The 12843-nt window shown below is 60.6% G+C and carries 10 protein-coding genes, 1 other RNA gene and 2 pseudogenes; 10 read left to right on the top strand and 3 right to left on the bottom strand.

What is annotated here, in order from left to right; all coding sequences use genetic code 11:
- Positions 1 to 58 precede the first annotated feature (58 nt).
- Positions 59 to 2653, bottom strand: coding sequence for a DNA gyrase subunit A (gene gyrA, locus AYM40_RS15180; RefSeq protein WP_063496924.1), 2595 nt, complete (start codon positions 2651 to 2653; stop codon positions 59 to 61).
- A gap of 530 nt (positions 2654 to 3183) precedes the next feature.
- On the opposite strand from gyrA, the gene ompA reads away from it, so the two are divergent.
- The 8 genes and pseudogenes from ompA (at position 3184) to AYM40_RS15215 (ending at position 9059) form a co-directional block, all read left to right on the top strand.
- Positions 3184 to 3831 carry an outer membrane protein OmpA gene (gene ompA, locus AYM40_RS15185; protein WP_063496925.1) on the top strand — a complete coding sequence of 216 codons (648 nt, stop codon included), beginning with the start codon at positions 3184 to 3186 and terminating at the stop codon, positions 3829 to 3831.
- Positions 3832 to 4050: 219 nt separating this feature from the next.
- The gene (ubiG, locus tag AYM40_RS15190) at positions 4051 to 4749 is read left to right on the top strand and encodes a bifunctional 2-polyprenyl-6-hydroxyphenol methylase/3-demethylubiquinol 3-O-methyltransferase UbiG (RefSeq protein WP_063496926.1); all 699 of its coding nucleotides are present in this window, start codon (positions 4051 to 4053) and stop codon (positions 4747 to 4749) included.
- Positions 4750 to 4781: 32 nt separating this feature from the next.
- The gene (gene gph, locus AYM40_RS15195) at positions 4782 to 5495 is read left to right on the top strand and encodes a phosphoglycolate phosphatase (RefSeq protein ID WP_063496927.1); all 714 of its coding nucleotides are present in this window, start codon (positions 4782 to 4784) and stop codon (positions 5493 to 5495) included.
- A gap of 247 nt (positions 5496 to 5742) precedes the next feature.
- Positions 5743 to 6112, top strand: a transfer-messenger RNA (tmRNA) gene (ssrA, locus tag AYM40_RS15200).
- Positions 6113 to 6293: 181 nt separating this feature from the next.
- Positions 6294 to 6530, top strand: a pseudogene (locus tag AYM40_RS42505) (Arm DNA-binding domain-containing protein); the annotation flags it as partial.
- A 529-nt stretch (positions 6531 to 7059) separates the two neighbouring features.
- Positions 7060 to 7293: pseudogene (locus tag AYM40_RS15205) on the top strand (pyocin activator PrtN family protein); the annotation flags it as partial.
- A 490-nt stretch (positions 7294 to 7783) separates the two neighbouring features.
- A complete protein-coding gene (locus AYM40_RS41395; RefSeq protein ID WP_063498043.1) occupies positions 7784 to 8137 on the top strand; it encodes a hypothetical protein in 354 nt (117 codons plus the stop codon).
- A gap of 553 nt (positions 8138 to 8690) precedes the next feature.
- A complete protein-coding gene (locus tag AYM40_RS15215) occupies positions 8691 to 9059 on the top strand; it encodes a hypothetical protein (RefSeq protein ID WP_063496928.1) in 369 nt (122 codons plus the stop codon).
- Between the two features lie 134 nt (positions 9060 to 9193).
- Here AYM40_RS15215 and AYM40_RS15220 read toward each other — a convergent pair whose 3' ends face one another.
- Entirely contained in the window at positions 9194 to 9460 is a 267-nt protein-coding gene (locus AYM40_RS15220; protein WP_063496929.1) for a hypothetical protein, read from the bottom strand.
- 109 nt (positions 9461 to 9569) lie between these two features.
- Positions 9570 to 10649, bottom strand: a complete 1080-nt coding sequence (locus tag AYM40_RS15225) for a substrate-binding domain-containing protein (RefSeq protein ID WP_063496930.1) — start codon at positions 10647 to 10649, stop codon at positions 9570 to 9572.
- A 134-nt stretch (positions 10650 to 10783) separates the two neighbouring features.
- Between AYM40_RS15225 and AYM40_RS15230 the strand changes: the two genes are divergently transcribed.
- Entirely contained in the window at positions 10784 to 11269 is a 486-nt protein-coding gene (locus AYM40_RS15230) for an NAD(P)H-dependent oxidoreductase subunit E (protein ID WP_063496931.1), read from the top strand.
- Complete coding sequence (locus tag AYM40_RS15235) at positions 11266 to 12837, top strand: formate dehydrogenase beta subunit (RefSeq protein WP_063496932.1); 1572 nt, start codon at positions 11266 to 11268, stop codon at positions 12835 to 12837. Before AYM40_RS15230 ends, AYM40_RS15235 begins: the two co-directional genes overlap by 4 nt.
- Positions 12838 to 12843 lie beyond the last annotated feature (6 nt).

Consider the following 12843-nt stretch of genomic DNA (forward strand, 5'->3'; position numbering starts at 1 on the left):
CCATTGTTCCCTGCGCAGCTTTCAACCAATAGCTGGGACTGAAAGCCGCCGACGCGGATCAGGCCGCACCACCATCCTCACCGCCGTTGTCGCCTTCGGCAGGACCTTCGGTGTCGCCTTCCACATCCACATCCACATCCGCTTCCGCTTCCGCAACCTGTTGCAGACCTGAAAGCTTGGTCCCTTCGTCAAGGCTGATGAGTGTAACACCTTGGGTTGCGCGCCCCATTTCGCGGATTTCCGATACGCGTGTACGAATCAGCACGCCCGTATCCGTGATCAGCATGATCTGCGCTTCCTGATCCACCAGCGTGGCGGCGACGACCTTGCCGTTACGCTCCGACGTCTGGATCGCAATCATCCCCTTCGTACCGCGCCCGTGCCGCGTGTACTCGGTGATCGGCGTGCGTTTGCCATAGCCGTTTTCGGTTGCGGTGAGCACCGACTGTTGCTCGTCGCCGGCCACCAGCAACGCGATCACGCTTTGGCCGTCTTCGAGTTGCATGCCGCGCACACCACGTGCCTCACGGCCCATCGGACGAACGTCGTTCTCGTCGAAACGCACTGCCTTGCCGGAATCCGAGAACAGCATCACGTCATGCTGGCCGTCCGTAATGGCAGCGCCAATCAGGTAGTCCCCGTCATCCAGACCGACCGCAATAATACCCTTGCGCAACGGCCGGCTGAAGGCTTCCAGCGGCGTCTTCTTTACCGTTCCTAACGCGGTGGCCATGAACACGAATTTGTCTGCCGTGAATTCCTTGACCGGCAGCACGACCGTGATCTTTTCGCCGTCCTGCAACGGGAACATATTGACGATCGGACGGCCGCGCGAGTTCCGCGACCCCTGCGGCACTTCATAAACCTTGACCCAGTAGACGCGGCCGCGATTCGAGAAGCACAGGATGTGATCGTGCGTGTTGGCGATGAAGAGCGTGTCGATCCAGTCGTCTTCCTTCATGGAAGTCGCCTGTTTGCCGCGACCGCCGCGCTTCTGGGCGCGATATTCGGACAACGGCTGCGATTTCACATAACCGGCGTGCGACATGGTCACGACCATCTCTTGCGGCGTGATCAGGTCTTCGGTGTTCAGTTCGGTTGCGTTCAGCTCGATCTTCGAGCGGCGCGCGTCGCCGAATTCGGCTTTGATCGACGTGAGTTCGTCGACGATGATCGCCGTAATGCGTTCCGGGCGAGCCAGAATGTCCAGCAGGTCGGCGATTTGCGCCATCACTTCGCGGTACTCGCCGATGATCTTGTCCTGCTCCAGACCCGTCAGGCGTTGCAGACGCATCTGCAAGATTTCCTGAGCCTGGGTGTCGGACAAGCGGTAGAGGCCGTCGGACTGCATGCCGAAGGACGGGTTCAACCCCTCCGGACGATAGGCCTCACGGCCGCCAGCCGACGCGTTTTCCGTCTCGGCGCGCGCCAACATTTCGCGCACCAGCGACGAATCCCACGGACGCGCCATCAATTCCTGCTTGGCGATCGGCGGCGTAGGCGCGGCCTTGATGATCGCGATGAACTCGTCGATGTTCGCGAGGGCGACTGCCAGACCTTCGAGCACGTGACCGCGTTCGCGCGCCTTGCGCAGTTCGTATACAGTGCGCCGCGTCAGCACTTCCCGGCGATGCGACAGGAAGCACGACAGCATTTCCTTCAGGTTCAGCAGCTTCGGCTGGCCGTCGACCAGCGCGACCATGTTCATGCCGAAGGTGTCCTGAAGCTGGGTCGCCTTATATAGATTATTGAGAACGACTTCCGGCACTTCGCCGCGCTTCAGTTCGATCACGACGCGCATGCCGCTCTTGTCGGATTCGTCACGGATGTCCGAGATGCCTTCGAGCTTCTTCTCGTTGACCAGCTCGGCGATGCGCTCCAGAAGTGAGCGCTTGTTCACCTGGTACGGCAACTCGTCGACGATGATCGACATGCGCTGACCGCGGTCGATTTCTTCGAAGTGCGTTAGCGCGCGCATCACCACCCGGCCGCGGCCGGTGCGGTAACCATCGCGCACGCCAGCCACGCCGTAGATGATGCCGGCGGTCGGGAAGTCCGGCGCCGGAATGATCTCGATCAGTTCGTCGATCGTGGCTTCCGGATTTTTCAGCAGATGCTGACATGCATCAACAACCTCGTTGAGGTTGTGCGGCGGGATATTGGTCGCCATGCCGACCGCAATACCGGACGAGCCATTGATCAGCAGATTGGGAATACGCGCCGGCAAGATGGCCGGTTCGTTTTCGCTGCCGTCGTAGTTCGGCGTGAAGTCGACCGTTTCCTTGTCGATGTCGGCCAACAGTTCGTGGCCGATCTTTGCCATGCGGATTTCGGTGTACCGCATCGCCGCGGCGTTGTCGCCGTCGACCGAACCGAAGTTGCCCTGACCGTCCACCAGCATGTAGCGCAACGAGAAATCCTGCGCCATGCGGACAATCGTGTCGTAGACAGCCGTGTCGCCGTGGGGGTGATATTTACCGATGACGTCGCCGACAATACGCGCCGACTTCTTGTAAGCCCGGTTCCAGTCGTTGTTCAGTTCGTGCATCGCGTACAGCACACGCCGGTGCACCGGCTTCAGGCCATCGCGAACATCGGGAAGCGCACGCCCCACGATCACGCTCATCGCGTAATCGAGATACGAACGGCGCATTTCCTCCTCTAGGGAGATTGGCAGAGTCTCTTTGGCGAATTGATCCATTATCCGTATCTTTTACGTGCCAAGGCGACGGCGTTAATTTAACCGCGCCTTTGCGTAAGCATTGCAGGCGCAACGCATCACGCGATTCTAACATGTCGCGCATCCGCCCCCGGCGGGGGTACGTATACCTATTAGCAGGCGAGCGGGAACGGCGCCCTGGACCCCCGCTATCGACCCAGGGCAGGCTCGATTCGTGCATGGGGCAATTCGCCGCTCAGCCATGACTGGCGGTGCCTGCAGCGGATTGCTTTTGTTGCGCATGCACCACATTTGGAGGGCGATTTGATCGGGGGCAGATTTTTTTATCGTTGGAAGGGAACGATATGGCAAAATGCCAACGCACAAAGAGTCAGACACTGCTCGAAGTCTACACAGCGCGTTTTTTGTTCTACACCGATGTTATACTTCGAGCAATGTATGACTTGTCTTCGTCAACAGGCTCGCAGTAAACCTGCGGTAATCTCAATTTCGAGAGGAGAAATATGAATAAACTTTCAAAGCTCGCGTTCATTGCAGCTACCGCAGTTATGGCTGCATCCGCCATGGCACAATCGGTGCCGGCGTCGCGACAAGCCACGAACGACAACTGGGTGAATGGTACCGGCGAATACGTGTGGATGAACGGCACGAACGAGCTTTGCTGGCGCGATGCATTCTGGACGCCGGCAACGGCCAACGCAAAGTGCGATGGCGCCCTGGTTGCCCAGGCTCCGACCCCGCCGGCTCCGGTCGCACCTGCACCGGCTATTACGAGCCAAAAGATTACGTATCAAGCTGACGCTCTGTTTGACTTCGACAAGGCTATCCTGAAGCCGGCTGGCAAGGAAAAGCTGGACGACCTGGCATCGAAGGTCGGCGCGCTGAACCTGGAAGTCATCGTCGCAACGGGTTACACGGACCGTATCGGTTCGGACAAGTACAACGACCGTCTGTCGCTGCGCCGCGCTCAAGCTGTGAAGTCGTACCTTGTCAGCAAGGGCATCGAATCCAACCGTATCTATACGGAAGGCAAGGGCAAGCGCAACCCGGTCACGACCGGCTGCAACCAGAAGAACCACAAGCAACTCGTCGCTTGCCTCGCACCGGATCGTCGCGTGGAAGTCGAAGTTGTCGGCACTTCGAAGCAGTAAGCTCCAGATTACCGCAGTATCAAAGCCCCGCTTCGGCGGGGCTTTTTTTATGCCACGGCTGCGGGCGCCACTCGCTTTCTCCTCCGAGTCCGCGCCCGAACTGCCGGAACAGGACGCGCCAGCCACCGCGCGGCATTTTGCCGCCCTGTCGCTCGGCCTATATACTCAGGGTTTATCCTCGAGCGCCCGCTCAACGCTCTCATCGAGGCAGCTTCCGCTATGACCAACGCCGATCCCCACGAACTGCAGAAATTTAGCGACCTCGCGCATCGTTGGTGGGACCCGAATGCCGAATTCAAACCGCTGCATGAACTCAATCCGATTCGCCTAGGCTGGATCGACGCGCACGCGCATCTCGCCGGTAAAACCGTGTTGGACATCGGTTGCGGCGGAGGCATTCTGTCGGAGTCGATGGCGGGATTGGGGGCACACGTGAAGGGAATCGACCTGTCGAGCCAGGCGCTCGGCGTGGCGGATCTTCACAGCCTTGAAAGCGGCGTAACCGTTAGTTACGAAGAAATCGCCGCTGAGGCACTGGCTGCCCGTGAACCGGGCACTTACGACGCCGTCACCTGCATGGAAATGCTTGAGCACGTGCCCGAACCAGCCGCCATTGTCGAGGCCTGCAAGACGCTGGTAAAACCGGGCGGCTGGGTGTTCTTCTCCACGCTGAACCGCAATGTGAAGTCGTATCTGTTCGCGGTGATCGGCGCCGAATATATCGCGCGGATGCTGCCCAAGGGCACGCACGACTATGCGCGCTTCATCCGTCCGTCGGAATTGGCGAGCTTTGTGCGCGCCGCCAGCCTGCGCACAGTCGATATCAAAGGCATCGTTTATAACCCGCTCAGCAAGCATTTCACGCTGTCCGCCGACTCGAGCGTGAACTACATGCTCGCCTGCCGCCGCGACGTCTGATCCGCCCCGACCTGCCGGACTCAATCTAATCAATGAGCGATCCCACGCCCCTGCCCCAACGCGAAGACAACGACGACGCGCTCGGTCTTTGCCATGCTGTCCTGTTCGACCTCGACGGCACGCTGGCCGACACCGCGCCCGATCTCGCGGCCGCCGTCAACAAAATGCGCCATGATCGCAGGCTCGAGATGGTGCCGCTCGAAGACCTGCGACCGCTCGCGTCGGCGGGCGCGCGCGGGCTGATCGGCGGGGCCTTCGGCATCGGCCCCGAGCATCGCGAGTTCACGTCGATGCGTGAGGAGTTTCTCGCCAACTACGAAGCAGACTTGTGCATCGAGACCACGCTGTTTCCCGGCATCCCCGAATTGCTCGACGATCTCGACGCACGGGGCGTGCGCTGGGGTATCGTGACGAACAAGGCGGCACGGCTCACCGAGCCGCTGATCGCGCTACTCGGCCTCGAAGAGCGCGCGGGCTGCGTGGTGAGCGGCGACACGACGCCGCATTCGAAGCCGCACCCCGCGCCCCTGTTGCACGCCGCGCGCGAACTGGATGTGGTGCCGGAACACATCGTCTATGTCGGCGACGACCTGCGCGATGTGCAGGCGGGTTTCGCGGCCGGCATGAAAACCATCGCGGCCGCCTACGGCTACTGCGGCAACGACATTCCGCCGACGCAATGGCACGCGCAACATGTCGTGCAATCGCCTGCTGAATTGCAGAAGCTGCTTCGCGACATCGGCTAAGCGCATAAGCGAACACGGCAGACATGGCGCACGCAACACAATGCTGCACCACTGCATTGCCGCTTCGCCGCGACACTACGACACTACGACGCTACGACACTGCGGCAGTACGGCAGTACGGCAGTACGGCAGTGCGGCAGTGCGGCAGTGCGCCGCGCCGGTAAGACAACGAGGCAATCAGCCAGGACGTGGCCGTCAAACTATTGTAAAATCTACGCTGGCCCAGACGTTTGGGGCAACGAACCGCGGGGGCGACCTGGTTTCGACAGGGGTTGCGAAGCGGCTAGGGCATACCGAGGACCCGTCACCTCGTTAATCAATGGGAAAAACGTAACTGCAAACGACGAAACGTTCGCACTGGCAGCCTAAGGGCCGCCGTCCTCTGCCTAGTTCACTGACGGGCTAGAGTCGCAAGACCGGTAGCAATACCGACAGAGGTCATATACGTCAGTTAAGCCTTGGCGGCGTCACGACGCCCGGGTCGAAAATCTAGTGAATCGCCGTCACGCAGCGTGTTCGTCCGCGTCGTGGTGGTTAAATCAAATGACAGAACTAAGTATGTAGAACTAGTCGTAGAGTGCTTCTGGACGCGGGTTCGATTCCCGCCGCCTCCACCAATTACCGTCCAAACGTTCACAACGTTTCACAACAAAACCCCGCTCAGCGGGGTATTTTGTTGTAAACCACCGCAAACAACCTCCAGTGACAGCAACATGTCGTCGGGGGTTTTTCCGGGGGTTCTTTGCAAACCCCAAAACCAAGAACCCCCACGGCAGGAACCCCAGCACGAGAGCGCACATGGCCCTGACCGATATTGTGCGATCCGCAACGCCAAGCCAGTTGAGAAGCAGCAGAAGCGATTCGATGGCGGCGGCCTGTTCGTACTCATCACGCCGGCCGGCGGCAAGCGCTGGGTGCTCACTCAAGTACCGATTTGAGAGCAAGGAAAAGAGTCTGGCGCTCGGCACTTATCCCGAGGTTTCACTTGTGTCGGGAGTCGCTATTCGTGCTGCCCGGAAACGATCCAGGGAAGAAGATAGGGTTGCCGGTTTCCTGTATCGAATCGGCGCTGCCCGGCAGTGCTCCTATCCGACCGTCAATTGCCCGGCAGGCCGGCGGCTTTGCTGCGCACCGGTGCCGTCGTGATTACCTCCAGCTTAAGCAACGATAGAACCGGCCCGAGATGCTAGTGTTACGTCCGCCGAAGGCGCACCCAAAAAAATAGCCTGCCAGCGGGTGTGCGGCAGGCTAAAACTCCGAGGGGTACAAGGACCGAATCGCCCCCCTAGAAGCCGATTCATCCCCCCTCGAAGGGCCAGCAAAAATAGTAGGCCTAAGGGAAGCATTGCTCGTGAATATGGCCGAACACGCCAACACTTTGACTAAACGGTAGGAGCGGCGATGTGCTGTTCGCCGCGCACAAGGGCCGTGTTGACCGCCCCTAAAGGTTGCGAATCAGATTCCCAGTCCAGTCTCCGATCTACTCCCGCCGCCCAACCCTAGCCGCGGTAAGAAGTGTGCAACTGATTAAAGTAACCACGGGCAGTTCGGGCGAGGCCGCGGCATGAACACTGCATTCATCCTGTTGGCCCAATACGGCGCCAAGGCGATCGTTCCCATCGATGTCGTGTGCCGGGACTATTTCGCACCACTCACGGTGCCGACGCTGGTTAGAAAGATATCCGCTGGTGAGATTGCGCTTCCGCTCGTTCGCATGGAGACGTCGCAGAAGGGTGCCAAGGGCGTGCACGTTGCCGATCTGGCTGCTTACATCGATGCTCGGCGAGCAGCTGCAGTGGGGATTCTTGCAGCGACCAGACAGGCCTTCGTGAGAGATGCTGACCGATCGTCGGCGGGTCGTCAGCGGCCTTTTACGACTACGCGTGTGACACAGAGGTCTGCGAGCGCAGATCTCTAACCCTGAGGCGACGGGGAGGATCAAACGTTCAGAACGAAGGAAGTCCCGTCAGTAACGGGGAAGACGTCGAGCACTCGCGATTCAAGCGCCACGATGGGGATTCTCGATGCGACCCGATGACCCTTCATGATTGAGATTGCCCAATCGGGTGTCGCGCGTCACCACCTCGGCTCGACGGAATTCGTCAATGTTTTGGCGGGTTCAATCACGCCAGACGTGGAACCCTCTTATCCTGAGAGTTCACGCTCTTAAGTCAGGTGTTGGTGGTAATGCGTTACGTGCCGCCTTTGCGACCAGGGTGGCCGCCTTTCTCGACGTGCTATACCGGGCAACACAATGCCCTGTGCACACGACGATAGAACTCCGTCAGATGACTCAGCCAATTGACTTCAGCCTACTAGCACCGGCAGAGATGCTAACCTATCTCGTTGTGTCTCAATTGACCGCACGTCATGGGACCGGTGAATGGCTCAAGGTCGAGGATTTGGTCGAATGTGCACAGATCTGGCTGCGATTCAACGATGGCGAGGTCAATTCGCTAAAGCGCATGGCGCTGTGTCGCCGGGCGCAAGATCTGGCAACACATGCGGAACAGTTCTCGGAAACAACGTTTGACACGAAAGCCGTAGCAGGCATGTTCTTCGACGGCCTGCGCCTGGACTTCCGGTCTCCAGCGGTCGTCGAGATCTATACCATCTGTCTCGCCCATCTCCTCGCCGGCTAGTACGTGTTGTCGGTCCGGTGGACCGCTCCCACGGCTTCCAGCGCCGGACTGCCTCTGCCTGCTTTTGCCGTCGTTCCAAACTCCAACCGTTCGCGACATCGGTTTGTTTTACGAAGGCCACCTGGCGCGGGTTCTTCAATTCACCAATGGCGCGTATGGTCGAGACGCACTGACTTTGGGCCTTTAAGGCGTGCCGAAGGTAGAAGTCCATCTGTTCCTTGCCGGCGCATTTCGGTGTCTCATCCAGCCAGATCAATGTTGCGGGCGCCACTATCACCGCCGCCGACTCTTTCCGATCTATGATCGCCACCGATCACCTCGGAGGGTATCAACCTCAGGGTGATATCAGGGGCTTATGATTTAAGTGCCTCTAAATCCGATTTTAAAAAATATTTTGTTGTTATTGCACAACAGCCATGCGATTACCAGGCTCTGCGTCACGAAGCCGCGCAAAGCCAAGGGAATAAGCGAATCCGTTCAATCGTTTATTCGCCACGCGCGCCCGCACGCCGCGTTCCGCGCAAGACCAACATTAAAATCAGGAGCCGACACCATGCGCAAGACTCTCTTCTGCCTCTCCACGCTGACTCTCCTCGCACTGCAACAGACCGCGCTTGCCGAAGCCCCGAAGATCGTCGACGGCCGCTTCGTCACCGCGGACGGCATGACGCTCTATACCTTCGACAAAGACACCACACCCGGCGTGAGCGCCTGCACCGGCGGCTGCACGAGCAACTGGCCCGCGGCCATGGCGAGCCCGTCGGACAAGCCGTCAGGCGACTGGACGCTGATCCCTTCCGCGGACGGCAAGCAGCAATGGGCATACAAAGGCCATCCCCTGTACCGCTACGCGGCAGACAAGCAGGCGGGAGAAATGAAGGGGGACGGTTTTAAGGACATGTGGCACACAGCGAAGCCATAGCCGATAGCCGATAGTCGCTGAACGACGGACTAGAGCCGCGAGCCTTGATAAAACGCCTTAAACGACAACGCCGGCAGCATGCCGGCGTCTCGATGAAACACAAAAGCAGAACTCGAAAGCGCTGACTCGCTCGCTTATTCGTCTTTAGGACACTGCAAATTACACCCGTTCGGATCGCCGTTGTCGCCGCGTTTGCGCATGGCTGACTTTTTACCGGACTGGTATTTGTCCGAGGGCGCCGACGCCGCAAACGGCATCTGCGGATGTTCAGCAAGACGGAACTGATCTTGCAGGATACCGCCCGGCACACCCGGCGAATTCTGTGCGAAGGCAATCGAAACGGAGGCGAGGAGCACCCCGGCCGTCGCTGCTGCAGCACATGCGTGAAGAAGAGCTTTCATATCGATTCAGCGCGGCATAGCGCGCGGTTAAGGCGTAAGCGGAAGGTTAGAGATTATCCCAAACAAACGCCCCGCGCAGCGGCGCCAGCACCATTTTGTTTACAGTCGCTTACAGCTCAGTTGGGCCAAGCCCAACATCGAGATCGAGCAGGTTGCCGCAGTCGTGCGGATCGTAACCTTCGAGCTGTTCGACGCTATGCCGAAACGCGGCGCCGCGCAGCAAGCCGATCACCGTTGCAAGCGGCGTGCGCTCCAGCCGGGCGCGATCGCAGGCGAAGTAATAGTCTTCGTCGACGATCGGAATGAAATCGAGCCCGAAGTGATGCGCCGCCGGCTCGACGCCAAAACCCACATCCGCCATGCCGCTTGCCACGAATGCCGCAATCGCCGAATGCGAGAGTTCTGCCGACGCGTAACCGTTGACCCGGTCCGGATCGACCCCGACTTTTCGTAGCGCGAGGTCGAGCAGCATGCGTGTGCCGGAACCGGGCTGACGATTGACGAAGCGAATGTCGTCGCGCGCGAGGTCGCTCAGGCCGCCGATTCCCTTTGGATTGCCCTTGCCGAGAAAGAGGCCCTGCTTGCGCCTGGTCAGATGCACGAGCACGTGACGCTGCGGATCGAGCCAGCGTCGATAGGTATCGGCACATGCCGCGCGAAATTCGCCTAGCGGCAAGTGAAACCCAGCCAGATCACATTCGCCACGGGCGAGCGCGCTAACCGAGTCCGCGCTGTCGCGGTATTTGATATCGACCGGCACATCATTCGCGACCAGCGCCGTCACCAGCGCCGCGACGGCATAACCGTGAGACGCGTAGATCCGCACGTCGTCGGCGGCTGGCGCGAGCCAGCGGTTCAGATCGCTGGCGACTTCGCTCGCGAGTGCCTGCATGTTGCCATCGAGCCGCTCGGCGCATAGACGCTGCGCGCGCAACACGGCCTGCCCGAGCTCGGACAGCACTGATCCGCGCCCACGCTCCTTCGCGATCAGCGGACCACCCAAGCGCTCCTCAATGCTGCGCAACACCCCCCACGCGTGACGGTAGGACAAACCCTTAAGCGTCGCTGCCTGCGCGATGCTGCCGGATTCGTCCACCAGCGCGAGCAGCGGCACCACATCCGACAGGCTTGCCTCGCGGCCATCCGGGCCCTTCACAACCAGTTGTGCCTGGCACTCGATCCTGATCATATATGCTTGACTATTTCCTATTGCACGACGCGTATCAGCCGCCTATTGTTCCGCTATCCCATATCGAATATACGAAGCATAGGTGCACGCATTATGAATGACAAGTGCATATATGACTTTGGAGGAGCCCCCACTTGGACGATTCCATCGCCATCGCGCCGGAGCATCTCGTGCAGCGTCACGCGCAGCCGGGCATGTCGCTGCTAGCGGTACTGCACGCGATTCAGGACGAACTCGGCTACGTGCCGCCCGACACGGTTGCGCCGCTCGCGCGCGCCATGAACCTGTCGCGTGCGGAAGTCCACGGTGTCATCACCTACTACCACCACTTCCGCACGCAGCCCGCGACGCCCGTCACGGTGCAACTGTGCCGCGCCGAAGCGTGCCGCAGCATGGGCACCGAGGCGCTCGCGCAGCATATCGAGGCGCACACCGGCTGCCGTTTTGATGCGGAGCATCGGCATGGTGCGGCGGTCGAACTGGAATCGGTCTACTGCCTCGGCCAATGCGCGCTGTCACCGGCGCTAATGCTCAACGGCACGCTGCACGCGAAAGTCACGCCGCAAAAGTTCGATGCGCTCTTCGCCGCCGCCAACAAATGTGTGGGGGTAACGGCATGACGCGCATTTACGTTCCCTGCGATTCGTCGGCGCTCGCGCTCGGCGCCGATGCTCTCGCGCAAGCGATCGAATCCGAAGCCGCACGCCGCGGCGTTGAAATCGAACTGGTTCGCAACGGTTCGCGCGGTTTGCTGTGGCTCGAACCGCTCGTAGAAGTTGCGACCGCTGAAGGCCGCGTCGGCTATGCGAACGTCGAAGAGAGCGACGTTCCAGCGCTATTCGACGCCGGCTTTATCGAAGGCGGCGAGCACGCCCGCCGTGTCGGTGTGGTCGATGACATACCGTATCTGAAGAAGCAGCAGCGCCTGACCTTTGCACGGATCGGCCTTACCGATCCGCTTTCCGTCGACGATTACGTTGCCCACGGCGGCCTCGAGGGTCTCAAGCAAGCCCTGAAAACCGACGGCGACGCCGCCTGTGAAGCGCTGATCGAATCCGGCCTGCGCGGCCGCGGCGGCGCAGCCTTCCCCGCCGGCATCAAATGGCGCACGGTGCGCGGCGCCAAAGCGGCGCAGAAATACATCGTCTGCAATGCGGACGAAGGCGACTCCGGCACCTTCTCCGATCGCCTCGTGATGGAGAGCGACCCGTACATGCTGATCGAAGGGATGATCATCGCGGGCGTCGTGACGGGCGCGACGGTCGGCTATATCTACGTGCGCAGCGAATATCCGCACTCGATCGCGATGCTCGAAACCGCGCTCGCCAAAGCGCGCGCCGCCGGCTGGCTCGGCGACAGCGTGCTCGGCTCGGCGGCGCATCGCTTCGAACTTTTCGTGGCGAAAGGCGCGGGCGCTTATGTCTGCGGCGAGGAAACCGCGCTGCTCGAATCGCTCGAAGGCAAACGCGGCATCGTGCGCGCGAAGCCGCCCGTGCCGGCGCTCGTCGGCCTTTACGGCCAGCCGACCGTGATCAACAACGTCATCACGCTCGCGACGGTGCCGATCATCTTCGCGCGCGGTGCCGCGTTCTATAAAGACTTCGGCATGGGCCGCTCGCGCGGCACGCTGCCGTTCCAGCTTGCCGGCAATGTGAAGCAAGGCGGTTTGGTCGAGCTGGCGTTCGGCATCACGCTGCGTGAACTGCTGTACGACTACGGCGGCGGCACCGCAAGCGGGCGCCCGGCGCGCGCAGTGCAGGTCGGCGGCCCGCTCGGCACGTATCTGCCGGAAAGCCAGTGGGACATCCCCATCGACTACGAAACGTACGCGGCAGTCGGCGCGGTCGTCGGCCACGGCGGCATCGTCGTACACGACGACACGTCGAATCTCGCCGAACTCGCGCAGTACGCGATGCACTTCTGCGCGCTCGAATCGTGCGGCAAATGCACGCCGTGCCGGATCGGCTCGACGCGCGGCGTCGAAGTGATCGGACGGATCCGCAACGGCGATACGTCCACGCGGCAAGTGCAGTTGTTGCGCGATCTGTGCGACACGATGGTGTCCGGTTCGCTCTGCGCGATGGGCGGCATGACACCGTTCCCGGTGTTGTCCGCGCTCGACCATTTCCCCGAAGACTTCGGTCTCGACAACGTGCACGACCACGCGCCCAAAGCGGCTGCGGCCTGATTCAGG

It is taken from the genome of Paraburkholderia phytofirmans OLGA172 (assembly GCF_001634365.1).
Lineage (GTDB): Bacteria > Pseudomonadota > Gammaproteobacteria > Burkholderiales > Burkholderiaceae > Paraburkholderia.